This is a genomic window from Nocardioides iriomotensis (assembly GCF_004168035.1).
Taxonomy (GTDB): Bacteria; Actinomycetota; Actinomycetes; order Propionibacteriales; family Nocardioidaceae; genus Nocardioides_B; species Nocardioides_B iriomotensis.
Genome location: NZ_SDPU01000010.1, coordinates 71,393 through 95,311, shown reverse-complemented (window position 1 = coordinate 95,311; position 23,919 = coordinate 71,393). Strand labels below are relative to the sequence as shown.

Here is a 23,919-nt window from a genome sequence, read left to right as displayed (position 1 = left end):
GTGGTGCGGTACGTCGGGGGTCGGGTCAGCTCTCGGCCTTCATGCCCCAGCGCAGGACGGTGCGGCGCTCGAGCGCGGTGAACGCAAGGTCGAGCAGGATGCCGATGAGCGCGATGGTGACGAGGCCGGCGAACACCTCGGGGGTGCGCAGGAAGTAACGGGCGTTGTTGATGTAGAAGCCCAGGCCGCCGCCCTCGCCGGCGACGCCGAAGACCAGCTCGGCGGCGATGATCGTGCGCCAGCCGAACGCCCAGCCGGTCTTCAGGCCGCTGATCGTGTGCGGCAGCGCCGAGGGCATCAGCACGTCGCGCACCAGCCGCCAGCCCTTCAGGCCGATGTTGCGGCCGACCGCGACGACGGTCGGGTTGGCGGTGCGGAAGCCCTGGCTGACGTTGATCGAGATCGGCCACACCACGGCGTTGGCGATGACGACGATCAGTGCGGTCGAGCTGAGCCCGAACCAGAGGATGGCCAGCGGCAGGATGGCGATCGCCGGCAGCGGGTTCAGCATGCTGGTGAGCAGGACGAGGAGGTCCTCGCCGAGCTTGGTCCAGGTGGCCAGCGTCGTGAGCACCGCGGCGACGGCGATGCCGATGGCCATCGCGGTGAGCAGGATCTTCAGCGTGGTCAGGGTGGCCTCGACGAGCGAGCCGTCGGCGACGCCGTCGACCATGGCCGACGCGACGTCGACCGGGCCGACGACGAGCAGCGGGTTGACGCCGCTGACCTCGACAGCGACCTGCCAGACGGCGAGCATCGCGACGACGAGGGCGGTCCGGCGGGGGCCGGTGGGGAGGTCGCCCCACCGGAGCTCGCGCAGTGGCCGGCGGACGCGGGTGCCTTCGACCGGCGGAGCGACCGGGTCGGTGCGCACGGTGTCGGTGACGGTCATCGGGGCTCCTACTCGAAGGCGCCGGCGGCCGGCTCGTGGTCGTCGTGGGCGAGCAGTGCGCGCAGGCGCGTCAGCGCGTCGGTGAAGGCGGGGTCGGCCGGGTCGTCGAGCCCCGCCACGTCGACGTTGTCCAGCACGGTCGAGGGCGGCGTCGAGAGCACGACCACCGTGTCCCCGACGTACACCGCCTCCTGGATGCTGTGCGTCACGAACAGCACGGTCACCCCGGTGCGGGCGGCGACGTCCTTGAGCTCGCGCTGCAGCCGGCTGCGGGTCTGCGCGTCGAGGGCGCCGAACGGCTCGTCCATCAGCAGCACGTCGGGGTCGAGGGCGAGGGCGCGCGCGATCGCGACGCGCTGCTTCATGCCGCCGGACAGCTGGTGCGGGTAGCGGTCGGCGGCGGGCACGAGGTGCATCAGCTCGAGGTACTCGTCGGCGCGACGGCGGGCCTCGGCCTTGTCGCGTCCGTTGACCCGCTGCGGGTAGACGAGGTTGTCGCGCACGGTGCGCCACGGGAAGAGCTGGTCGAACTCCTGGAACACCACGGCGCGGTCGGGGCCCGGCTTGCTCGTGGGGCGGCCCTGCACGGTGACGGTGCCCTGCCACGGGTGCAGGAAGCCGGCCGCGGTCTTCAGCAGCGTCGACTTCCCGCAGCCGGATGGGCCGAGCAGCATCGTGGTCTCGCCGCGCCGGACCTCGAAGCTGACGTCGCCGACGGCGACGTGCCGCACGCCGTCCACGACGTACCCGATCTGCGCGTGCTCGACCGACAGCATCGACACGTCGGTCCCGGGCTTCTCCCGGGGCGGGGCGAGGGTTGTCATCGGACCTCCGTCGATGAGGTGGTGTGCGGTCAGCGGTCTTACCACAGTAACTTACTAGACATAGGATGACGAACCCACCCTCCATCGGCACCCGGGACGGAGACCGACGATGACCGAGACGCGCTTCCGGGCGATCGGGAACGAGCCGCTCGCCCTGCGCATCCGCGCCGAGATCCTGCGGACGCTCGACGAGCGCCGCCTGACGCCCGGCGACCGGCTGCCGCCAGAGCGCGATCTGGCCGAGCAGCTCGGCGTGAGCCGGCCGACGCTGCGCGAGGCGGTGCGGGTGCTCGAGGCGGAGGGTCGCCTGGAGGTACGGCGGGCGCGCGGGGTGTACGTCGCCGAGCCGCTCGTGCAGCGGATGCTCGAAGAACGCGCCTTCGGGTCCGCGCACGACGTGGCCGAGCTCTACCTCATGCGCGAGGTGCTGGAGGTGCCCGCGGCGCTGTGGGCCGCGGAGCACCGGGACGTGGACGCCCTGGCGGCGGTGGAGTCCGCCCTCGCCGCGCTGGACACCGCGTGGGTCGCGGCGCCCGAGGACGTGGACCGGATCCGTCGCCTGGACGCGGAGTTCCACCTCGCGATCGTGCGCGCGGCCGGAAACCAGTTCCTCACCCAGGTCTCCGACGTCCTGCACGAGCTCGTCATGCGCGGCACCCGCGCCACGCTGCTGGTCCCGGGCCGTCGCGAGGGCGCGCAGGAGGAGCACCGCCGGATCCTCGACGCCCTGCTCGCCGGCGACGGGCCGGCGGCCACGCGGGCCGCGCGCGCCCACCTGCGGGCCGCCCGCGCTGCCGCGCTCGACGCCCCGGCGGTCACCGGCTGACGAAGGCCGCCAGCTCGCGGCGCGCCGGCCGCGCCTCGGGCGTGGGCAGCACCGGGTAGTTGTGCAGCAGCCCCTTCTGCTCGCGGTAGGTCGTCGGCACGCCGGCCGCGCGCAGCCGGGTCACGAGCGCGCGCACCTGGGGCAGCAGCAGGTCGCGGGTGCCGCAGAGGACGACCGTGTCAGGCAGACCGGTCATGGCGCCGTGCAGCGGGCTGACCTCCGGGCGGTGCACGTCGTCGTCGCCGGCCCACCAGCCGCCGTACAGCCGCATCTTGGTCAGCCGCAGCCACGGGTCGTGGGCGCGCTGCTCCTCGGTGCCGGGCGTGTCGCCGGCGAGGTCGACCCACGGCGACACCAGCGCGAGCCCGGTCGGCTGCGGCCCCGGGAGCGAGGCGGCCTGCTGGGCGACGGCGAGCGCGAGGCCGCCGCCGGCCGAGTCGCCCATGAGCGTGACGCCCTGCGGCGACTCGATCGCGACCTGCTCGAACAGCCGCAGCAGCGCGGGGTGGCTGTCGCGCCAGGTGTGCGTCGGGGCCAGCGGGTACGCCGGCAGCACCACACGCGCCCCCGATGCGGCGGCGAGCCCGGCCGTCAGGCGCCAGTGGAACAGGTCGATGTCGCCCACGAGCGCGCCGCCGTGGAGGTACAGCACGGCCCGGACGGGTGCCGGTCCCGGCGGCCGGAGCTCGAACACCGGGAACGGGTGCCCGTCGAGCGCGGCCACCGTGCAGCCGCGGAGCAGCCGTCCCCCGGACCGCGGCGGCCGCACGACGCCGCGCCGGGCCTGCCGCGCGAGCACCTCACGCCGCACCTCCTCGGCGTCCACGACCTCGCTGCTGTCGCGGATCCGGGGGATCACCCGGGTCAGCAGCTGGTGGACGAGACTCGGTCGGCCGGTGCGCACCCGCAAAGGGTAGGGTCGGGGGTGAACGACAGGGGAGCGTCACGAGGACGCTGAGAGTGCGGACAGCCGCAGACCCTCGAACCTGCTCCGGCTCGTACCGGCGAAGGAAGTCGAGTTCTCGACCGCGCACGCGGTCCCCTCCCGGTGCGACATCAGGGAGTGCATGGAAATGCGTACGACCACGAAGAACCGGTGGCCGGCGACAGCCGTCGCCGCCACCGCCGGCCTGGTGCTCGCCGGGTGCTCGCTGGGCACCGGCGACCAGGACGACGCCGCCGGCGGCTCCGCCGAGGGCGGGAGCAGCAAGGAGGTCGTGGTCGCCACCCACGACTCCTGGAACATGTCGAAGCAGGTGCTGCGCGACTTCGAGCAGCAGACCGGCTACGACCTGACGATCCAGCCCGCCGGCGACGCGGGAGCGCTGACCAACAAGCTCGTCCTCACCAAGGGCTCCCCGATAGCCGACGCCGTCTACGGCATCGACAACACGTTCGCCTCGCGCGCGGTCGACGAGGGCGTGCTCACCGACTTCACGCCGAAGACGAACCCCGGCTCGGCCTACGAGCCCCAGGACGCCGAGGCGGCCGCCCAGCTGACGCCGGTCGACTACAGCGACGTGTGTGTCAACGTCGACGACGTGTGGTTCAAGGAGCACGACCTGGCGCCGCCGACGTCCTTCGAGGACCTCGCCGACCCGGCGTACGACGGCCTCTTCGTCACGCCCGCGCCGAGCACGTCGTCGCCGGGCCTGGCCTTCCTCGCCGCGACGGTCGCGGAGTACGGCGAGGACGGCTGGCAGGACTACTGGCAGCGGCTCGTCGACAACGACGTGAAGGTGACCGCCGGCTGGTCCGACGCCTACCAGGTCGACTTCACCGCCGGCGGCGGGTCGGGCGACCGGCCGATCGTGCTGTCGTACGCCAGCTCGCCGCCGTTCACGATCCCCGAGGGGGAGACGAAGCCGACGACCAGCGCGCTGCTGGACACCTGCTTCCGCCAGGTGGAGTACGCCGCCGTGCTCGACGGCGCCGCGAACCCCGAGGGCGCGCAGGCATTCGTCGACTTCCTGGGCAGCCGTGAGCTCCAGGAGGCGCTGCCGGACGAGATGTACGTCTTCCCGGTCGACCCGGAGGCGACGCTGCCCGACCTGTGGGCGAAGTACGCCGTGCCCGCCGACGACCCGGCGACGCTGCCGGAGTCGGAGATCGCCGCGCACCGCAGCCAGTGGCTCGAGGAGTGGGCGGACATCGCCCAGTGACGAGGTGCCGGTGACCTGGTCTCGACCGGCTCGACCAGCCGGATGGGTGGGGACCGCCGCCCTCGCGGTGGTCCCGCTGGCGGTGCTCGGCGTCTTCTTCGTGCTGCCGGTGGCCGGCATGGTCGGGCGCGGGTTCTGGACCGACGGCGGCTTCGACCCGTCGGCGTCGCTGGAGGTGCTGACCCGCAGCCGCACCCACCGGGTGCTGTGGTTCACGCTCTGGTCGTCGACCGTCGCGACCCTGGTGACGCTCGCGCTCGGGCTGCCGCTGACCTTCGTGCTCTACCGGCTCCGCGTGCCTGGCCGGAGCGCGGCGCGGGCGTTCGTGCTGATGCCGTTCGTGCTGCCGACGGTGGTCGTCGGCGTCGCCTTCCGCACCCTGCTCACCCCGAGCGGGCCGCTCGGCTTCCTCCACCTCGACGGCACCGCCGCCGCGATCATCGCCGCGATGGTGTTCTTCAACCTCGCCGTCGTGGTGCGCACCGTCGGCGTCCTGTGGGAGAACCTCGACCCGCGCCGCGAGCAGGCCGCCGCCGCGCTCGGCGCGTCGCCGTGGCAAGTGCTCCGCACCGTCACGCTGCCGGCGCTCGCCCCGGCGATCGTGGCGTCGGCGAGCATCGTGTTCCTGTTCTGCGCCACCGCGTTCGGGCTCGTGCTGACACTCGGCGGGCTGCGCTACGCCACCGTCGAGACCGAGATCTACCTGCTGACCACGCAGTTCCTCGACCTGCGCGCGGCCGCGGCGCTGAGCGTGCTCCAGCTGCTCGTCGTGACGGGCCTGCTGTACGCCGCGCACGTGACCCGCTCCCGGCGCGAGCACGCGGTCGAGCGGGCGGACGTGCGCTCGACGCTGCGGCCGGCCCGCCGTACCGACCTCGCCGCGGTGTCCACCGCCGCGCTCGCCCTCGCCTTCGTCGCCACGCCGATCGCGGCCCTGGTGGTCGGGTCGCTGCGCGTGGGCGACGGCTGGGGGCTCGACCACTACCGCGCGCTCGACGGGCACGAGGCGGGGTCGACCGCCGCCCTGCTCGTGCCGGTCACCGAGGCGCTCTCGAACTCCTGGCGGGTCGCCGTCGACGCCACCACCCTGGCGATGGTGCTCGGCTGCCTGGTCGCGGTGCTGGTCAGCCGGCGCGGTCGCAGCCGGGCCGAGCGGCGCGGTCTGGCCGTGCTCGACGGGGTGTTCATGCTGCCCCTCGGTGTCTCGGCGGTGACGCTCGGCTTCGGGTTCCTGATCACCCTCGACCGGCCGCCGCTCGACCTGCGGACCTCGCCACTGCTCGTGCCGATCGCGCAGGCGATGGTGGCGCTGCCGCTGGTGGTCCGGACCCTCACCCCCGTGCTCCGCTCGATCGACCCGCGCCAGCGGGAGGCCGCCGAGTCGCTCGGCGCCTCACCGTGGCGGGTGCTGCGGACGGTCGACCTGCCGGTCGTGTGGCGGCCGTTGCTCGCGGCGACCGGGTTCGCGTTCGCGGTGTCGCTGGGGGAGTTCGGTGCGACCAGCTTCCTGGCCCGGCCGGAGGCGCCGACGATGCCGGTGCTGATCTACGAGCTCGTCTCCCGGCCCGGCGCCGACAACTACGGCATGGCGCTCGCCGCCTCGGTCGTGCTCGGCCTGGTCACGGTCGTGATCATGGGCCTCGTCGAACGGCTCCGGCTCGGCACGGCGGGAGCGTTCTGATGCCGACCTCGCGAGGCCTCGAGGTGCGCGACGCCACCGTCCGGTTCGACCGCGCGGTGGCCGTCGACGACGTCACCCTGTCGCTCGACAGCGGCCACGTGCTGGCCGTGCTCGGCCCGTCCGGCTGCGGCAAGTCCACGCTGCTGCGCGCGATCGCCGGCATCGAGGAGCTCACCGCCGGGACGGTGTGCTTCGACGGCCGCGACCTCGCCGGCGTGCCGACCCACAAGCGCGGTTTCGCGCTGATGTTCCAGGACGGCCAGCTGTTCCCGCACCAGAGCGTCGCGGGCAACGTCGGCTACGCGCTCCGGGTGCGCGGGCGGTCGCGCTCCGAGCAGCGGGTCCGTGTCGACGAGCTGCTCGACCTCGTCGGCCTGCCCGGGTATGGCGAGCGCATGCCCGCCACCCTCTCCGGCGGGGAGCGGCAGCGCGTCGCCCTCGCCCGGGCGCTCGCCGTACGACCGCGCCTGCTGCTGCTCGACGAGCCGCTCAGTGCCCTCGATCGCGGCCTGCGCGAGCGTCTCGCCGCCGACCTGCGCGGCATCCTCGCGGAGGCCGGCACGACCGCGATCCTCGTCACCCACGACCAGGAGGAGGCGTTCGCGGTCGCCGACCGGATGGCCGTCATGCGGGCCGGGCGGGTGGTCCAGAGCGGCTCGCTCTCAGAGGTCTGGCGCGCGCCGGTGGACGGCGAGGTCGCGTCGTTCCTGGGCTACGCCACCGTCCTCCGGGGCGGCCCCGCCCGCACGGTGCTCGCAGCCGGCGGCGCCCACGGCGACGGGAACGGCGACGCCGAGGTGGCGCTGCGCCGCTCCGCGCTCCGTTGCGCCGACGACGGTCCGCTGCGCGGGCGGGTGCTCGAGGCCCGGGCGACGCCCGAGGTGACGCGGCTGCGCGTCGACGTCGACGGCGTCGGGGAGGTGGACGCGGTCGCCGGGCAGGACGCCGACGTCAGCGTGGGTCACGACGTGCGCCTCATGGTGGACCTCACGCGGGCCGCCGTGCTGAGCTGACCGTCAGGAGCGACTACTACCATTGCGCCTTGTGAAACGGCGCGCCTACGGACTCCTCGTCTTGGTCGCGCTGGTCATGGGCACGTTGGCCGTCGTCGCCAGCATCCGGCTCGGCGAGCCGCTGCGCGACCCCGACGGCTTCCTCGGCCCCTCGTGGCTGCGGCTGCCGCTGATGGTGCTCGGCGCGTTTGTCGTCGACGTCGTGCCCCGCTCGCTGTGGCGCGCCCGCGGCGCGTGGCGGACCTTCCCGGACCACGCCCGCACGATCATCCGCGAGCACTGGACGCGCGACCGGATCGCGCTGGTCTCGATCGGGCTGTCGTCGTTCTTCATCACCTACGTCAGCTACCGCAACCTGAAGAACTTCCTGCCCTTCCTCGCGGGCGAGCCCCAGGACGCGGCGCTGCACCAGATCGACCAGCTCCTCACGTTCGGGCACGAGCCCGCGATCCTGCTCCACCAAGCCCTCGGCGAGAACGTCACCGCCCACGTGCTGGCGTTCGTCTACGTGCTGTTCCTGCCGATCTCGCCGGCCTCGCTGATCGTCTGGCTGGTCTGGTCGCGGAACATCTCCTACGGCTACTGGTACGCCACCGCCCACTGCCTCACCTGGGCGTTCGGCACGCTGAGCTACTACCTCGTGCCGTCGCTCGGGCCCAACTTCGCCTACCCGTGGCTGTACGTCGACCTCGACCAGACCTCGGTCAAGGCGCTCCAGGACGCGCTCTACTACGGGCGCAAGGACGTCCTCTACAACCCGTTCGCGGACTCCATCCAGAGCGTCGCGGGCTTCGCGTCGCTGCACGTGGGGATCATCCTCACCCTCGCCCTGGTCACGCAGTACTGCGTGCGGCACGCCTGGATCCGGTGGACGGTCTGGAGCTTCTTCGCGCTCACGGTGCTGTCGACGCTCTACTTCGGCTGGCACTACCTCGCCGACGACCTGGCCGGTGCGTTCATCGCGATCGTCTCGGTGTGGATCGGCGGCCTGGCCACCGGTCAGAAGTTCGACAGACGGGGCCGGTCCTCCCACCCGACGACCTCGACCTCCCGCGTCCCGGTGTCGGACCGGGACGGCCGGGACGACCAGGCCGACCCCGCCGACGAGGGCGCCACCGGCGATCAGCCGGACCGCGCCGGCAGCGTTCCGCTCACGCCCTAGCCCGGGCGGGCCACTCGCCGCTGGTCCGCGACCAGGAGAATCTGGTCCCGACGTGCCGCGATGTCGTCACGTGCAGGTCCGGTCCGCTCCTCTATCGTGGGACTCGCACCACGATCCGGGGGATCAGCCGCAGGACGCCGAATTCGTCGTGTTCCTCGTGTGGCCCCGGTCTCTCGGATAAACTGAACGTGAGCTGCCCCAACCTCCCAGTGGGACAGGTCATCAGGTCCCGCCCCAACCTCCCAGTGGGGCGGGACCGCCTTCTTTTCCGGGCCCTCTGCGTGGCCCGACGACCTCGCGCCGACGTCCCGGTCGCCTCGTCCGGACGGCTCCGCGGCGGCCCGGTACGGCGCGGGCAAGTGCGCTGACCTGCGTCGATGCCCGCGTGCAACCACTGCCGGCGCCGACGACTGCCGAATTACATTCATGTCATTCGTCAAGGCGACACGCCGTGTGACTCATGATTTTCTTGGGGAAACTGTTCCTTTTGTGACTGATGAGCACTAGCGTTCCTCGTGCGACGTCGAACGGATCAGGGTCCGGGCGGCGTCGACCGGCCGATCGGGACCGGTGGTCCACGTCTGGGAGGGCGTGCCGCCGGCCGGTCGGAGGGCCTCAGAGACGACGGCCCGGCGAGCCTGCGGGGAAGCGGCTCGGCGGACGCGGAAGGAAGGTGCTGCACGGTGCGGCTCCCGCGACAGCTCACGGCGACCCTCGCGGTCGTCCTCGCGCTCGGTCTCGGCGGGACCGCCCCGGCCCAGGCAGACAGGGGCGAGCCCGACCGCCCCGACCTGCCGTCGCAGGAGCAGGTCGACGGCGCGAAGCGGGCCGTCGAGGACAAGGCCGCCGCCGTCGGCCGGATCAAGGCGGCCATGCTCCTGGCGAACCAGCGCCTCGAGTCCGCCGCGGTCGAGGCCGAGCAGGCCGCCGAGGAGGCGAACGGCGCCCGCTGGCAGCTCGAGCTCGCCGGCCAGGCCGTGACCCGCGCCCGCCAGGACGCCGCCGACGCCCGCCGCGAGGTGGCCAGGCAGCGCGACGCGATCGGCGCGCTCGTCGCGTCGTCGTACCAGCAGGGCAACGAGCTCACGGCGCTCTCCGCGCTGATGAGCGCCGACGGGCCGGAGGGCGTGCTCGACCAGTACGCCGGCTTCCAGGGCGCGTCGTCGTCCCTCGAGGCCGACTACCAGCGCTTCGCCGCGGCCGACGCGCTCGCCGAGGTGTTCGAGCGCAAGGCGGTCACCGCCGAGCGTCGGCAGCGCGCCAAGGCCGCCGAGGCCGAGGCCGCGCAGCAGCGTGCCGCCGCGACCGCGGGCGCCGCGCAGGCGGCCGCCGACGACATCGCCGCCGAGAAGGACGCCCTGATCCGCGAGCTCGCCGAGGCGCAGGACATCTCGGTGGACCTTGCCCGCAAGCGGCAGGCCGCGCTCGAGGAGATCGCGCGGCAGAAGGCCGAGGAGCGCGCCCGTCGTGAGGCCGAGGCCCAGGCGCGGGCCGAGGCGAAGGCGCGCGCGGAGGCCGAGGCGAAGGCGAAGGCCGAGGCCGAGGCCGCCGCCAAGGCCAAGGCTGCCGCCGAGGCGGAGGCTGCAGCCGCCGCCGCGGCGGCGAAGGCGAAGGCCGACGACGAGAAGGCCACGCCCACTCCGGCCCCGCCGACGCCCACCCCGCCGGCGCCCCCGACCCCCACGCCTCCGGCTCCTCCGACCCCTCCGGCTCCTCCGACACCGCCCGCCGCGCCGGGCGGCGCGCAGGCGGCCCTCGACTTCGCCCGGGCGCAGGTGGGCGATCCCTACCGCTGGGGCGCGTCCGGGCCTTCCTCGTGGGACTGCTCCGGCCTGACCATGGGTGCATGGCAGGCCGGAGGGGTCTCCCTCCCGCACTACTCGGTGGCGCAGTACTTCGCCGGCACGCCGATCAGCGCGAGCCAGCTCCAGCCGGGCGACCTCGTGTTCTGGAGCAGCAGCTCCTCACCGCAGGGCATCCACCACGTCGCGCTCTACCTCGGCGACGGGATGATCGTGCACGCACCGCGCACCGGCCGGCCGGTGACGGTGGAGTCGATGTACGCGTGGATCCCGCCGACGCACTTCGTGCGCCTCTGACGCGCCTGTGATCTTGACCGCGGTGTGACCGGCTCCGCCCGGGGCACACTCAGCCCATGACGGAGCCCACGGACCCCTCGGGGCCGACCAAGGTCGACGTGGCGGCGCTGACCGCCCTCCTCGACGGCGAGTACGCCGACGTCCGCACGCTCGTCCGCGACAACCTCGCCGAGCACGCCTCGATCCTCGAGGACGCCGAGACGATGTCCCGCGACGAGTTCCGCCAGCGCGTGCTCGACGTCGTGCGGATGATGGCCGGCACCGGGCAGACCGGCTTCGGGTTCCCGAAGGAGTACGGCGGCGGCGAGGACATCGGCGCCTCCGTCGCGGCGTTCGAGACGCTCGCGCTCGGCGACCTGTCGGTCGTCACCAAGGTCGGCGTGCAGTTCGGGCTGTTCGGCGGCGCGGTCCTCCAGCTCGGCACGAAGCCGCACCACGACGCCTACCTCGAACGGCTCATCAAGGGCGACCTGCTCGGCTGCTTCGCCATGACCGAGTCCGGCCACGGCTCCAACGTGCAGGCGCTCGGCACGACCGCGACGTACGACGCCGGCACCGGCGAGTTCGTCATCAGCACGCCCGACGACCGGGCCCGCAAGGACTACATCGGCAACGCCGCGCAGCACGGTCACGTCGCCGTGGTGTTCGCCCAGCTCGTCGTGGGCGGCGAGTCCCACGGCGTGCACGCGTTCGTCGTACCGCTGCGCGACGAGGACGGCACCGTGCTGCCGGGCGTCCGCATCGAGGACTGCGGCCGCAAGATCGGCCTCAACGGCGTCGACAACGGCCGCATCTGGTTCGACGACGTCCGGGTCCCGCGGACCAACCTGCTCAACCGCTACGCGAACGTCAGCGAGGACGGCACCTACTCCTCCGGGATCGACAACCCGGATCGCCGGTTCTTCACCATGCTCGGCACGCTCGTGCAGGGCCGGGTGTGCGTCGGCGGCGCCGGCATCAACGCGAGCAAGGTCGCGATCGCGATCGCGGTGAAGTACGCCCTGCAGCGCCGCCAGTTCGGCAGCCCGGGGTCGGGACGGGAGGAGCTCCTGCTCGACTACGGGCAGCACCAGCGCCGGCTGCTGCCGATGCTCGCGCGCACCTACGCCCTGCACTTCGCCCAGGAGCGAGTGGCCGCTGACCTGCACACGGTCTTCAACCGCTTCGGCGAGGTCCAGGCGGCCGACGACGAGCACGAGCGCCGGGCGCTGGAGGCGCGCGCCGCGGGCACCAAGGCGCTGGGCACCTGGCACGCGTCGCGCACGATCCAGGAGTGCCGCGAGGCCTGCGGCGGCGCCGGCTACCTGTCGGTGAACCGGTTCGACGCGCTGCGCGCGGACACCGACGTGTTCACGACGTTCGAGGGCGACAACACGATCCTGCTGCAGCTCGTCGCGAAGGGCCTGCTCACCGACTACAAGGACTCCTTCGAGGACATGGACCAGATCGGCATGGTCCGGTTCGTCGCGGGGATGGCCGTCGAGTCGGTGCTGGAGCGCACCAACGCCCGCTCGATCCTGGAGCGGCTGCGCGACGTGGTGCCCGGCAACCGCGACTCCGTCGACGACCCGGAGTCGGGGCTGCAGGAGGGCGCCTGGCAGCTGGAGATGCTCTCCGCCCGCGAGGAGCACATGCTGTCCGGGGTCGCCCGCCGGCTCAAGCGCGGCATCGACGCCGGCCGTGACCCGGCCGAGGTGTTCAGCCTCTGCCAGGACCACGTGATCGGCGCGGCCTGGGCGCACGTCGAGCGGATCGTGCTGGAGGCGTTCCTCGACAAGCTGGAGACCGTCGAGCCCGGCCCGAACAAGGACGCACTGAACCACCTCAGCGACCTGTTCGCGCTCTCGTGCATCGAGGCCGACCGGGCGTGGTTCCTGGAGCACGGGCGGATCTCCAACGCCCGGTCCAAGGCGGTGACCCGCCGGGTCAACCAGCTGTGCCGCCGGGTCCGGCCGCTCGCCGGCGACCTCGTGGACGCGCTCGCCGTACCCCCGGAGATGCTGCGGGCCGAGCTGCTGGAGTTCTCGGGGTCCTAGGCAGCGAGGACGCGTTCGGGGCGCTCGTCCAGCTCGCGCCAGCGGGGCTGGAGCGCGGGCAGCATGGTGACGGCGAAGTACGCCGCGCCGCAGGCCAGCATCGCCAGGCTGAGGCCCGCGCCGCCGATGAGCAGGCCGCCGACGACACCGCCGAGCGGGATCAGCGACCAGCACAGTGCGGTGTTGAGGGCGCTGACCCGGCCGACGAGGTGGTCGGGGATCCGCTCGAAGATCACCGCGCCGAGCACCGGGTTGATGAACCCGGACGCGAAGCCGCCGGCCACCATGACCGCGAGCACCGCCCACAGCGGGGCGTCGAACGCGAGCACCAGGAACCGCGGGGCGCCGCCGACGAGGAACGCGACGAGGTACGTCGAGTAGCGCGGCAGCCGGTCCGCGAACGCCGACGCGAGCACCGCCCCGCCGATCGACGCGCCGCTGAACACCGCGAACAGCAGGCCGATCGCGGCCGCGCCGCCCCCTGTCTCCTTCGCCCACACCGGGACGAGCACGACCGTGAACGCCTGGTCGATCAGGTTGGTGAGCGCGACCATCACGCAGATGCCGAGCAGCACCTTGTCCTGGCGGAGGAAGTCCCAGCCGGCCCGCAGCCGGGTGAGGTACGGCGCGTCGTCGCCCTCGGCCGCGGGGTCACCGGCGATCCGGTCACCGGCCAGCGCGCGGGTCGTCGCCAGCAGGATCAGCCCCGACAGAAGGAACGACCCGGCATCCACGACGAGCGCCGTGGTCGGGCCGGCCAGCGCGACGAGCGCGCCGGCGAACGCCGTACCGACCATCGACGCCGTCCGCTCGACCGCGGCACTCAGCCCGGTGGCCCGCTCCATCGGGACGCCGCCGTGCCGCACGAGCGCGGGCACCATCGCCCCCTTCGCGCCGTCGCCGGGCCCGCGCAGCGCGCCGGCGACCGCGACCAGCCCGAGCAGGGCCGGGAAGGTGAGCGCCCCGAACAGGTGCAGCAGGGGGACCAGCCCGACGACGACGAACGACCCGAGGTCCGCACCGATCGCCACGCGCCGTGCACCGATCCGGTCGATGAGGGGGCCCGCGAGCGCCTTCATCACGACCAGCGGGGCCATCTCGGCGAACGCCACGAGGCCGGTGAGCGTGGGACTGTCGGTCGTGGTGAGCACGAACCACGGGATCGCGATCATCGACACCCGGGTGCCGGTCAGCGAGACCGCCTCGGCGGTCAGCCAGCCGTAGAGCGGGACGCGCGTGGTCACGACTGCGCCTCCGCGTCGACCGGGGTGAGCGTGCCGGGGCGCGGGAAGGAGTGCAGGTGGACGACGAACTCCGCCGTACCCTCGGCGTCCTCGTCGGCCTCCTGCCAGCTGCCCATCAGCTCGTAGATCTTCGCCATGAGCTCGTGCGCCTGCTCGGGGGTGAGCCGCAGGTGCCAGTCGCTGGTGGTCGACGGGCGGCGCCAGGCCTGGGGGAGCGTCGAGGCCTCCTCCATCGCCCGCTGGAGCATCTCGGTGTGCACCACCGCGATCGCCTGGGTGTAGGCGTCGACGACCTCGCGCCCCTCCGGCGTCTCCGAGACATTCTCGGCGGTCCGGGTCGACTGGTGCGCGGCCTTCCACCACCGGTCGCGCCCGGTGCCGCGATCCGGGTCGTCGACGACGAACCCGTGGGCGGCGAGCTGGCGCAGGTGGTACGACGTCGCGCCGCTGTTGAGCCCGAGCCGCTGCGCGAGCGAGGTCGCCGTCGCCGGCCCGTCGGAGCGGAGCAGGCCGAGCAGCCGGAGCCTGACCGGGTGCGCCAGCGCCCGCATCGCGGTGGCGTCGGGGGTGATCGTCGTGAGGTCCACGACAGGAGGGTAGAACGCAAAGACTCGTTTGCAAAGAGATCTTTGCAAAGATTCGTTTGCGGTCGCGCGGTGGTGGCCCCCACAACGTGTAACGCGGGGTTATGGACGCTCCACAAGCGGCATATGCCTTGTGAAGCGTCCATAACCCCGCGTTACAGCTGGGCGACGGCCGGTGTCAGTGCTCGGAGGGGTTCTCCTTGAACCGCTCGAACGAGGCGACGACCTCGGCCTCGGCCTCGGTGCGGCCGACCCACTCGGCGCCCTCGACGGACTTGCCGGGCTCGAGGTCCTTGTAGACCTCGAAGAAGTGCTGGATCTCCAGCCGGTCGAACTTCGACACGTGGCTGATGTCGCGCAGGTGCTCCAGGCGCGGGTCGGTGGCAGGCACGCACAGCACCTTGTCGTCGCCGCCGGCCTCGTCGGTCATCCGGAACATGCCGATCGCGCGGCACTTGATCAGGCAGCCGGGGAACGTCGGCTCCTGCAGGATCACCATGGCGTCGAGCGGGTCGCCGTCGAGGCCGAGGGTGTTCTCGATGTAGCCGTAGTCGGCGGGGTACTGGGTGGACGTGAACAGCGTCCGGTCCAGCCGGATGCGACCGCTGACGTGGTCGACCTCGTACTTGTTGCGCTGCCCCTTGGGGATCTCTACCAGGACGTCGAACTCCACCTTGTTCCTCTGCTTTCAGCCGCGATGAACTGTTTGGCTAGTGTCGCGCACCAGAACGGGAATCGGAGAGTCGGGAGGGCCTGGCGGTGCCAGAAGGTGACGCAAGCCACGCTGCGTCGCGCCCGCGACCGGCCGGAGCCCGGCTGCGCCGCCGCACGGTCGCGCTCGTCGTGCTCGTGTACCTGCTCGCCGTCGCGGCCTGGGGCTTCGACCTCGGGCCCCGCTGGTTCGGCTTCGACTACCCCTCGCCCGTCACCCAGCCCGCCGCCGTCCCGCCGCCGCCCGGGCTGACCCTGCCGGAGGCCGACGACCCGAACGCCGTCGCCGCGACCACCGAGGACGCGACCGCCGACCCCGACGCGGTACGGCGGGCCGTGGCGAGGTCGCTGAAGGACAAGCGTCTCGGGCGCGGCATCGGCGTCGCGGTGAGCGAGCTGTCGACCGGCGAGGTCGTCTACCGGACCGGCGAGAAGCGGGTCACCCCCGCGTCGACGATGAAGATGCTCACCAGCACCACCGCGCTCGCGACCCTCGGCCCCGACCACCGCTTCCGGACCACCGTCGTCCAGGGCGCCACCCGCCGGGGGATCGTGCTGGTGGGCGGCGGCGACCCGCTGCTGGCCAGGCGCCCGGTGACGGCCGACGAGTCGTACCCGGCGCGCGCCGACATCCAGACCCTCGCCCGCGCGACCGCCAAGGCGCTGCGCGACGTGGGCCGCACGAAGGTGCGGCTCGGCTATGACGCGTCCCTGTTCGCCGGGCCCGCCGTCAGCCCCGACTGGCGGACGTCGTACGTGCCGGACAACGTGGTCAGCCCGATCTCCGCGCTCTGGGTCGACGAGGGCCGCAGCCAGGGCGGCTACTTCCGCAGCGCCGACCCCGCTCTCGCGGCCGCCGCGTCCTTCGCCGAGGCCCTCGAGCGCCGCGGCATCGACGTCCGCGGCGCACCGCGCGAGGAGCAGGCGGCCGACGACGCCCAGGAGCTCGCGGCCGTCCAGGGCGCGCCGCTCGCTCAGGTCGTCCAGCACGTCCTGGAGGCCAGCGACAACGAAGGGGCCGAGGTGCTCTTCCGGCAGGCCGCGCTCGCCACCGACCGGGAGGGGTCGTTCGACGGTGGTGCCGAGACGGTCCACACCGTCCTCGACGAGCTCGGCGTCGACACCTCCCGCGACCGGATCCTCGACGGCTCCGGCCTCGCCCGCGGCGACCGGCTCCGCCCCGAGACGCTGCTCTCCGTCATCCAGGTGGCCGCGAGCGAGGAGCACGCCGAGCTGCGGCCGGTGCTGACCGGGCTGCCGGTCGCCGGCTTCACCGGCTCGCTCGCCTACCGCTTCGACACCGGCGCCCCCGCCGGCCTCGGCGACGTCCGCGCCAAGACCGGCACCCTCACCGGCGTGCACGGCCTCGCGGGCACGGTGACCACGCAGGACGGCGTCGTGCTCGGCTTCGTCGCCGTGGCCGACAAGGTCAAGGTGCAGAACACACTCGACGCCCGCGCGCGGATCGACGAGCTCGCCGCGGCCCTCGCCGCCTGCGACTGCAGGGCCGGCGCCTAGCGTGACCACGTAGGTTGTCGTCATGGTGGGACGCTCGACGATGATCGACTGGGACCTGGCCGTGTCGGCCGCCTCGCGCATGTCCGGCGCCGGGCCGTCGATCACGCGCGACGAGGCGGAGGCCGTGGTCGCCGAGCTGCGCGAGGGCGCCGAGCGCTCCACGCCGCTCGTCCGCGACTACACGGGGCTCGCCGCCGGCAGCCGTACGGCGCCCGTCCTGGTCGTCGACCGGCCGGGCTGGATCCGGGCCAACGCCGACGGGTTCGCCGAGGTGATCGCGCCGCTGGTCGACAAGCTGCAGACCCGGAAGGGCGCCCCGTCGCCGATGGCCGAGGCCGTCGGCTCGCGGATCACCGGCCTCGAGGTCGGTGCGCTGCTCGGGTTCATGTCCAGCAGGGTGCTCGGCCAGTTCGACCCCTTCTACGGGCTCGACAGCACCGGTGAGAGCGGCCCGGCCGGGCGGCTGCTGCTGGTGGCGCCCAACATCGTGCACGCCGAGCGCGAGATGGGCGTCGACCCGCGCGACTTCCGGCTCTGGGTCTGCCTGCACGAGGAGACCCACCGGGTCCAGTTCACCGCCGTCCCGTGGATGCGCGACCACATCCGCGGCGAGATCGAGGCACTGGTCGGCGAGATCGAGGTCGACCCCGGGAAGCTCGCCGCGATGGTGGGCGAGGGCGTCAAGCGCGTCGGCGACATCCTGCGCGGCGACGACGACGTCAGCCTGCTCGACCTGTTCTCCTCCGCCCACCAGCGCGAGGTCCTCGACCGGATCACCGCGGTCATGTCGCTGCTCGAGGGGCACGCCGACGTCGTGATGGACGGCGTCGGTCCCGAGGTGATCCCGACAGTGAAGGACATCCGGCGCCGGTTCACCGAGCGCCGCAAGGGCACCAGCTACCTCGACCGCGTGCTCCGCAAGCTGCTCGGCCTCGACGCCAAGATGGCCCAGTACCGCGACGGCGCCGCCTTCACCCGCGGCGTGCTCGACCAGGTCGGCATGGAGGGCTTCAACGCCGTCTGGGCCGAGCCGGCGAACCTCCCGTCCCGCGTCGAGATCGCGGACCCCGCCGCCTGGGTGCGCCGCGTCCACGGGTGAGCCCCGACCCCGCCGTCGCCGCGGTCCGGCTCGCCGTACGCCGGACGCTGGAGGCCGAACCCGCCGGCCGGCCCGTCCTCGTCGCCTGCTCCGGCGGGGCCGACTCGCTCGCGCTGCTGGCCGCGACCGTGTTCGAGGCGCGCAAGCAGGACCGGCACGTCCTCGGCGTGACTGTCGACCACGGCCTGCAGGACGGCTCGACCGCGCAGGCGTCCCGGGTCGTCGCCCAGATGGCCGCGCTCGGAGCCGACGAGACCGTGACGGTCCGGGTCGAGGTGCAGGCCACCGGGCAGGGGCCCGAGGCCGCCGCCCGCGAGGCGCGCTACGCCGTCCTCGAGGAGGTCGCGCAGCGCACCGGCGCCGTCGTCCTCCTCGGCCACACCCGAGACGACCAGGCCGAGACCGTGCTCCTCGGCCTCACCCGCGGGTCCGGCGGTCGCTCGATCGCCGGCATGCGCGCCTCGTACGACGACGTGCGCCGACCCCTGCTCGACGTCACCCGGGCGCAGACCGAGCAGGCCTGCCGGGCCGAGGGCATCGACTACTGGACCGACCCGCACAACGACGACCCGCGCTTCACGCGCTCGCGGGTCCGGCAGACCGTCATGCCGGTGCTGGAGCGAGAGCTCGGACCGGGCGTCGCCGACACCCTCGCCCGGACCGCCGAGCAGCTGCAGGAGGACGTGGCCGCGCTCGACGGGATCGCCGCGGTCGCCCTCGCGGACGCGAGTCGCGGCGACGGGCTCGACGTGACCGTGCTCGCCGGCCTGCCGGCTGCCGTCCGTCGCAGGGTGCTCCGGCTCGCCGCCCTGGACGCCGGGGCGCCCGCCGGCGAGCTCTTCCGGGTCCACGTCCTCGCCGTCGACGAGCTGGTCACGGCGTACCGCGGCCAGCGCTGGGTCGATCTCCCGGGCCACCTGCGCGCCCAGCGGTCGGGTGACCGGTTGGTGCTCTCGGGGGCTGTGGGAGGCTGACGCCATGGACGAATCGCACATCGAGGGCGACCTGGTCGACGTCCTCTTCACCGAGAAGCAGATCCAGGAGCGCCTCGGTGAGCTGGCTGCCGCGATCGAGGAGGACTACGCCGGCAAGGACATCCTGCTGGTCGGCGTCCTCAAGGGCGCGGTCATGGTGATGGCCGACCTGGCCCGGCACTTCGGCCGGCACGTCGAGATGGACTGGATGGCGATCTCGTCCTACGGCTCGGGCACCAAGTCCTCCGGCGTCGTCCGCATCCTCAAGGACCTCGACACCGACATCAGCGACCGTCACGTCCTGGTCGTCGAGGACATCATCGACACCGGCCTCACGCTGTCCTGGCTGATCTCCAACCTCAACTCCCGCGGCCCGGCCTCGGTCGAGATCTGCACCTTGCTCCGCAAGCCGGAGGCGCAGCAGATGACGGTCGACGTGAAGTACGTCGGCTACGACATCCCCAACGAGTTCGTCGTCGGCTACGGCCTCGACTTCGACGAGCGCTACCGCAACCTGCGCTCGATCGGCACGCTGGCGCCGCACGTCTACTCCTGAGCCCCGGCTGGGCTCCTGCCTCTCGCCGGCTCGCGCCCACAGCCTGCCGCCGACGGCCCCCGGTCCCGGCCGGACGGCCCGCGCTTCGTTTGGGGCGGTCCGGGTGAAACAATGGCCCGATCATGGACTTCAAGCGCATCTTCCGCGGCCCGTGGCTGTGGATCGTCATCGCGGTCGTCGGCGTCCTCGTCGCGCTGCAGTACCTCGCTCCCAACGGTGGCTACGAGCAGGTCGAGACCTCCGAGATGATCGGCCACATCAACGACGGGTCGGTCAAGGAGATCACCTTCATCGACGGTGACCAGGAGATCCAGGCCACCCTCGACGACGACAAGAAGATCAGCGCGTCCTGGGTCGCCGGTCAGCAGCAGAGCATCGTCGCGCTGGCCCAGCAGGAGGTCGAGAAGGGGACGATCGAGAAGTCCAACTCCGAGAACCCCCAGCCCAGCCTGCTCGGCTCGATCCTGGCGACGTTCCTGCCGTTCGTGCTGATCATCCTGCTGTTCCTGTTCCTGATGAACCAGGTCCAGGGCGGCGGCGGCCGGGTCATGCAGTTCGCGAAGTCCAAGGCCAAGCTGATCAGCAAGGACATGCCGAAGACCACGTTCGCCGACGTGGCCGGCTGCCAGGAGGCCATCGAGGAGCTCGGCGAGATCAAGGAGTTCCTCCAGGAGCCGGCGAAGTTCCAGGCCGTCGGCGCCAAGATCCCCAAGGGTGTGCTCCTCTACGGCCCGCCCGGCACCGGCAAGACGCTGCTCGCCCGCGCCGTCGCGGGTGAGGCCGGCGTGCCGTTCTACTCCATCTCCGGCTCCGACTTCGTCGAGATGTTCGTCGGCGTCGGCGCCTCGCGCGTCCGTGACCTGTTCGAGCAGGCCAAGGAGAACGCCCCCGCGATCGTCTTCATCGACGAGATCGACGCCGTCGGCCGCCACCGCGGCGCCGGCATGGGCGGCGGCCACGACGAGCGCGAGCAGACCCTCAACCAGCTGCTCGTCGAGATGGACGGCTTCGACGTGCGCGGCGGCGTGATCCTCATCGCCGCCACCAACCGGCCCGACATCCTCGACCCGGCGCTGCTGCGCCCCGGCCGCTTCGACCGGCAGATCGGCGTCGAGGCGCCCGACCTGGCCGGCCGTCACAAGATCCTCCAGGTGCACTCGCGGGGCAAGCCGATGGCCATGGGTGTCGACCTGATGTCGGTCGCCCGACGCACGCCCGGCTTCACCGGCGCCGACCTGGCCAACGTGCTCAACGAGGCCGCGCTGCTCACCGCCCGGCAGAACAACAAGGCGATCGACGACGCCGCGCTCGACGAGGCGATCGACCGGGTCATCGCCGGCCCGCAGAAGCGCACCCGCCTGATGAGCGAGAAGGAGAAGCTCATCACGGCTTATCACGAGGGCGGCCACGCCCTCGTCGCGGCGGCCCTGCCCGGCACCGACCCCGTGCACAAGGTGACCATCCTGCCGCGCGGCCGGGCGCTGGGCTACACGATGGTGCTGCCCGACGAGGACAAGTACTCCCAGACCCGCTCCGAGATGCTCGACAAGCTCGCTTACATGATGGGCGGCCGGGCCGCGGAGGAGATGGTCTTCCACGACCCGACCACCGGCGCCGGCAACGACATCGACAAGGCCACCTCGCTGGCCCGGGCGATGGTCACCCAGTACGGCATGACCGAGAAGCTCGGCGCGATCAAGCTCGGCGACGACAACTCCGAGCCGTTCCTCGGCCGCGACCTCGGCCACACCCGCAACTACTCCGAGGACGTCGCCGCCATCGTCGACGAGCAGGTCAAGCTGCTGCTCAGCGCCGCTCACCAGGAGGCGTTCGACATCCTCGAGGAGAACCGCGACGTCCTCGACAGCCTGGTGCTCGAGCTGCTCGACAAGGAGACGCTCGACAAGGAGGAGGTCGCCTCGATCTTCGAGCCGCTGCGGCGTCGCCCGGTGCGGCCGGCCTGGACCGGCTCGCCGACCCGCTCGCCGTCGTCGATCCCGCCGGTCGACGTACCCCAGGCGGTGAAGGACCGGGCCGCGGCCAACGGCTCGACCCACGACACGAGCGAGGGCGGCGTGATCCTGACCCCGCCCGGCAGCGGCGGCGACGTGCACGGCGACCCGGGCGTCAGCCACGATGCAGACTGACGGACACGCGTCCGGCGAGATCACGCGGATCACGCAGGAACCGCGCGACAACATCCCGGAGTTCGACCAGCCACGCGCCGAGGCGGCTGTCCGGGAGCTGCTGTTCGCGGTGGGGGAGGACCCCGACCGCGAGGGGCTGCGGGACACGCCCGCCCGCGTCGCGCGCGCCTACAAGGAGCTGCTCTCCGGCATGCGCCTCGGCGCGGAGGACGTGCTCACCACGACGTTCGACCTCGGCCACGACGAGCTGATCCTGGTCCGCGACATCGAGCTGTGGTCGATGTGCGAGCACCACCTCGTGCCCTTCACCGGGGTGGCGCACATCGGTTACATCCCCAACGACAACGGCCGCATCACCGGCCTCTCCAAGCTCGCCCGCCTCGTCGACGTCTACGCCAAGCGGCCCCAGGTGCAGGAGCGGCTGACCACGCAGGTCGCGGACGCGCTGATGGAGATCCTCGAGGCGCAGGGGGCCATCGTCGTCATCGAGGCCGAGCACCTCTGCATGACCATGCGCGGGGTGAAGAAGCCCGGCGCGAAGACGATCACCTCCGCCATCCGGGGCAGCATGCACCGGGCCGCCACCCGCCAGGAGGCGATGAGCCTCATCATGCGTGGCACGCGCTAGCCGATGAGTTAGCCCGGTCACGCCCTCCCGCCTGGCGTCGCCTCAACGATCTGACGGCGCTTCGACCGGCGGTTACGATGGCGGGACTCATGACCGAGACGACGGATCGTGCCGCCACTCCCCGGCCCTCTGAGCCGGGGAGGCGCAAGGCGCGCCGTCAGGGCCGTCCCGGGCTGAGCCCCGAGTGGCGCAAGGGCCTGCTCATCTTCGCCTTCGTCGTCCTCGTCGGCACCGGCATCTTCTACGCCGGGCGGGCGCTCACCACCGCCGACCCGGCCCAGCTCCAGATCCGGGTGGCGACCCCGCGCGGCGGGGTGATGCCGGGCGAGCGGTTCACGATCGAGGGATCGGCCACCGAGAGCTCCGACCGGCCCGTCTACCTCGAGCGGCAGGTGCGCGGGGCATGGAGCCGCATGGAGACGCTCCAGACCACCTCCGCCGGCGCCTTCGTCTTCAGCGGGCTGCAGGTCGACGCGCCCGCGCGGCTGCGGGTCGTGCTGCCCGAGGTCAGCCAGCTCGGGCAGCGGCACCCCGCCGTCACCCAGGTGCTGCCGCGGGTCCAGGTCACCAAGCAGGCAGTCCCGCAGTTCTCGGTGCTGCCCGGCGTCGTCCAGAACGGCGCGGTGCCGGCGGAAGCAGGGGCCGCGAGCCTGTTCGCCGAGGCGACGTTCTCGCCGATCCGCCCGGGGCGCGAGGTCTACGCCCAGCGACGGCTTCCCGGCGGGGACTGGGAGCGCGTCGGGAAGGACACCCAGGGTGCCGAGGGCAAGGTCCGGTTCCAGGTGCCGCAGGACGCCACCACGCCGTACCAGTACCGGGTCCTGGCGGCCGGGTACAAGGGCGCCCCCGAGGCGGCGTCGCCCGCGCAGGCCTCGAACCGCTGGCGGCTCGACTTCGACGACGAGTTCACCTACGGCGTCGACTCCGCGACGTGGCTCACCCGCGGGGACGTGCACGCCCCCGACTCCAGCCGCACCTGCGCGCGCGCCGACTCCAGCATGGTCTCGGCCTCCGGTGACGGTGCCGCGCGCCTGAGCGCCCAGCGCGACCCGGCCTACGCGCCAGACAGCTGCAGCTGGAAGAACCCGTCGACCGGCGCAAGCGGCACCGAGAGCTACTACCTCAACTCGCACGTCGGCACCCAAGGGACGTACTCCTTCCGCTACGGCGTCGCCGCCGCTCGGGTGAAGTTCCAGCAGCCGCAGGGCATGCACGGTGCGTTCTGGCTGCAGGACAGCGGCGAGGCCGGCGGGACCATCGGCGCCGAGATCGACACCGTGGAGTTCTTCGGCAAGGGGTACGCCAAGGGCGGGATCGCGTCGTTCATCTACCCGTCGCAGGGCGAGGAGGTCGGCGGCACGCAGCCGGACGCCTCTGAGGCACTCACGGGGCCTCGAGACAACTGGTGGGACCGCTACCACGTCTTCAGCGTCGAGTGGACGCCCGAGGCCTACGTGTTCCGGATCGACGGCGTCGAGACGCTGCGTGTCGAGGAGAACGTCGCCGACAAGAAGGCGTTCCTCATCATGAGCCTGCTCACGTCCGACTGGGAGCTGAAGCGGATGCCGGAGGCCGGAGCGGGACAGATGGACGTCGACTGGGTGCGGGTCTGGCAGGACACCCGGTTGAACGACCAGAACCTGTGACGCACCAGTAACACGCGTCACTCCAGACACAGTTGGACAGTGTCAGTTACCCTGGCTCGGCACCCTGACGTCCAAAACATCCGGGAGTCCTCCCCATGTCCTCATATCGCGCCCTTG

At 72.5% G+C, this 23,919-nt stretch carries 20 protein-coding genes and 1 riboswitch; of the genes, 14 read left to right on the top strand and 6 right to left on the bottom strand.

Translation table 11 applies throughout. The annotated features are described in order from the left end of the window. Positions 1-25 precede the first annotated feature (25 nt). Positions 26-892 (bottom strand): ABC transporter permease, encoded by an 867-nt coding sequence (locus ETU37_RS03200; RefSeq protein WP_129985421.1) that lies wholly within the window; start codon positions 890-892, stop codon positions 26-28. A gap of 8 nt (positions 893-900) precedes the next feature. After that, on the bottom strand, positions 901-1,716 hold the full coding sequence (locus tag ETU37_RS03195) for an ABC transporter ATP-binding protein (protein WP_206053677.1): 816 nt from the start codon (positions 1,714-1,716) through the stop codon (positions 901-903). Positions 1,717-1,825: 109 nt separating this feature from the next. Here ETU37_RS03195 and ETU37_RS03190 point away from each other — a divergent pair, with 109 nt between their 5' ends. Continuing rightward, positions 1,826-2,542 carry a FadR/GntR family transcriptional regulator gene (locus tag ETU37_RS03190; RefSeq protein WP_129985420.1) on the top strand — a complete coding sequence of 239 codons (717 nt, stop codon included), beginning with the start codon at positions 1,826-1,828 and terminating at the stop codon, positions 2,540-2,542. Here ETU37_RS03190 and ETU37_RS03185 read toward each other — a convergent pair. Beyond that, complete coding sequence (locus ETU37_RS03185) at positions 2,532-3,446, bottom strand: alpha/beta hydrolase fold domain-containing protein (protein WP_165372381.1); 915 nt, start codon at positions 3,444-3,446, stop codon at positions 2,532-2,534. The genes ETU37_RS03190 and ETU37_RS03185 overlap by 11 nt on opposite strands. A 20-nt stretch (positions 3,447-3,466) precedes the next feature. Then, positions 3,467-3,572, top strand: a riboswitch (TPP riboswitch). 43 nt (positions 3,573-3,615) lie between these two features. Here ETU37_RS03185 and ETU37_RS03180 point away from each other — a divergent pair. From ETU37_RS03180 to ETU37_RS03150, 6 genes are all read left to right on the top strand, one after another. After that, positions 3,616-4,704: a thiamine ABC transporter substrate-binding protein gene (locus ETU37_RS03180; RefSeq protein WP_129985418.1), complete on the top strand. Its 1,089-nt coding sequence runs from the start codon at positions 3,616-3,618 to the stop codon at positions 4,702-4,704. A gap of 46 nt (positions 4,705-4,750) precedes the next feature. Beyond that, positions 4,751-6,385, top strand: coding sequence for an ABC transporter permease (locus tag ETU37_RS03175; RefSeq protein WP_240755521.1), 1,635 nt, complete (start codon positions 4,751-4,753; stop codon positions 6,383-6,385). Then, positions 6,385-7,398, top strand: coding sequence for an ABC transporter ATP-binding protein (locus tag ETU37_RS03170; protein ID WP_129985417.1), 1,014 nt, complete (start codon positions 6,385-6,387; stop codon positions 7,396-7,398). The genes ETU37_RS03175 and ETU37_RS03170 overlap by 1 nt, the downstream gene beginning before the upstream one ends. A 31-nt stretch (positions 7,399-7,429) precedes the next feature. Further along, positions 7,430-8,560: a phosphatase PAP2 family protein gene (locus tag ETU37_RS03165; protein WP_240755519.1), complete on the top strand. Its 1,131-nt coding sequence runs from the start codon at positions 7,430-7,432 to the stop codon at positions 8,558-8,560. Positions 8,561-9,243: 683 nt separating this feature from the next. Beyond that, positions 9,244-10,659, top strand: coding sequence for a C40 family peptidase (locus tag ETU37_RS23035; RefSeq protein WP_165372380.1), 1,416 nt, complete (start codon positions 9,244-9,246; stop codon positions 10,657-10,659). A gap of 56 nt (positions 10,660-10,715) precedes the next feature. Next, a complete protein-coding gene (locus ETU37_RS03150; RefSeq protein ID WP_129985415.1) occupies positions 10,716-12,695 on the top strand; it encodes an acyl-CoA dehydrogenase family protein in 1,980 nt (659 codons plus the stop codon). Here ETU37_RS03150 and ETU37_RS03145 read toward each other — a convergent pair. From ETU37_RS03145 to ETU37_RS03135, 3 genes are all read right to left on the bottom strand, one after another. Next, entirely contained in the window at positions 12,692-13,939 is a 1,248-nt protein-coding gene (locus ETU37_RS03145) for an MFS transporter (protein ID WP_206053675.1), read from the bottom strand. The two genes, ETU37_RS03150 and ETU37_RS03145, sit on opposite strands and share 4 nt — an antisense overlap. After that, positions 13,936-14,526 carry a helix-turn-helix domain-containing protein gene (locus ETU37_RS03140; RefSeq protein WP_240755518.1) on the bottom strand — a complete coding sequence of 197 codons (591 nt, stop codon included), beginning with the start codon at positions 14,524-14,526 and terminating at the stop codon, positions 13,936-13,938. The genes ETU37_RS03145 and ETU37_RS03140 overlap by 4 nt, the downstream gene beginning before the upstream one ends. Positions 14,527-14,701: 175 nt before the next feature. After that, positions 14,702-15,196, bottom strand: coding sequence for an inorganic diphosphatase (locus ETU37_RS03135; protein ID WP_129985414.1), 495 nt, complete (start codon positions 15,194-15,196; stop codon positions 14,702-14,704). Positions 15,197-15,282: 86 nt separating this feature from the next. On the opposite strand from ETU37_RS03135, the gene dacB reads away from it, so the two are divergent. The 7 genes from dacB to ETU37_RS03100 all read left to right on the top strand — a co-directional run bounded on the left by dacB (position 15,283) and on the right by ETU37_RS03100 (position 23,802). Beyond that, the gene (dacB, locus tag ETU37_RS03130; protein ID WP_129985413.1) at positions 15,283-16,752 is read left to right on the top strand and encodes a D-alanyl-D-alanine carboxypeptidase/D-alanyl-D-alanine endopeptidase; all 1,470 of its coding nucleotides are present in this window, start codon (positions 15,283-15,285) and stop codon (positions 16,750-16,752) included. Between the two features lie 22 nt (positions 16,753-16,774). Beyond that, positions 16,775-17,851 carry a zinc-dependent metalloprotease gene (locus ETU37_RS03125; RefSeq protein ID WP_240755517.1) on the top strand — a complete coding sequence of 359 codons (1,077 nt, stop codon included), beginning with the start codon at positions 16,775-16,777 and terminating at the stop codon, positions 17,849-17,851. Then, positions 17,848-18,825 (top strand): tRNA lysidine(34) synthetase TilS, encoded by a 978-nt coding sequence (gene tilS, locus ETU37_RS03120; RefSeq protein ID WP_129985412.1) that lies wholly within the window; start codon positions 17,848-17,850, stop codon positions 18,823-18,825. Before ETU37_RS03125 ends, tilS begins: the two co-directional genes overlap by 4 nt. 4 nt (positions 18,826-18,829) lie before the next feature. Beyond that, complete coding sequence (gene hpt, locus ETU37_RS03115; RefSeq protein WP_129985411.1) at positions 18,830-19,381, top strand: hypoxanthine phosphoribosyltransferase; 552 nt, start codon at positions 18,830-18,832, stop codon at positions 19,379-19,381. Between the two features lie 122 nt (positions 19,382-19,503). Continuing rightward, entirely contained in the window at positions 19,504-21,528 is a 2,025-nt protein-coding gene (gene ftsH, locus ETU37_RS03110; protein WP_129985410.1) for an ATP-dependent zinc metalloprotease FtsH, read from the top strand. Further along, complete coding sequence (gene folE, locus ETU37_RS03105; RefSeq protein WP_129985409.1) at positions 21,518-22,156, top strand: GTP cyclohydrolase I FolE; 639 nt, start codon at positions 21,518-21,520, stop codon at positions 22,154-22,156. Before ftsH ends, folE begins: the two co-directional genes overlap by 11 nt. Positions 22,157-22,245: 89 nt before the next feature. Continuing rightward, entirely contained in the window at positions 22,246-23,802 is a 1,557-nt protein-coding gene (locus tag ETU37_RS03100; RefSeq protein WP_165372379.1) for a glycoside hydrolase family 16 protein, read from the top strand. The last annotated feature ends 117 nt before the right edge of the window (positions 23,803-23,919 follow it).

Coding starts and splice junctions, on each gene's coding strand:
- ETU37_RS03150 (WP_129985415.1), top strand. CDS start 10,716: ATGACGGAGCCCACGGACCCCTCGGGGCCGACCAAGGTCGACGTGGCG.
- ftsH (WP_129985410.1), top strand. CDS start 19,504: ATGGACTTCAAGCGCATCTTCCGCGGCCCGTGGCTGTGGATCGTCATC.
- ETU37_RS03100 (WP_165372379.1), top strand. CDS start 22,246: ATGACCGAGACGACGGATCGTGCCGCCACTCCCCGGCCCTCTGAGCCG.
- folE (WP_129985409.1), top strand. CDS start 21,518: ATGCAGACTGACGGACACGCGTCCGGCGAGATCACGCGGATCACGCAG.
- ETU37_RS03170 (WP_129985417.1), top strand. CDS start 6,385: ATGCCGACCTCGCGAGGCCTCGAGGTGCGCGACGCCACCGTCCGGTTC.
- hpt (WP_129985411.1), top strand. CDS start 18,830: ATGGACGAATCGCACATCGAGGGCGACCTGGTCGACGTCCTCTTCACC.
- ETU37_RS03180 (WP_129985418.1), top strand. CDS start 3,616: ATGCGTACGACCACGAAGAACCGGTGGCCGGCGACAGCCGTCGCCGCC.
- ETU37_RS03195 (WP_206053677.1), bottom strand. CDS start 1,716: ATGACAACCCTCGCCCCGCCCCGGGAGAAGCCCGGGACCGACGTGTCG.
- ETU37_RS03190 (WP_129985420.1), top strand. CDS start 1,826: ATGACCGAGACGCGCTTCCGGGCGATCGGGAACGAGCCGCTCGCCCTG.
- ETU37_RS03200 (WP_129985421.1), bottom strand. CDS start 892: ATGACCGTCACCGACACCGTGCGCACCGACCCGGTCGCTCCGCCGGTC.
- ETU37_RS03125 (WP_240755517.1), top strand. CDS start 16,775: ATGGTGGGACGCTCGACGATGATCGACTGGGACCTGGCCGTGTCGGCC.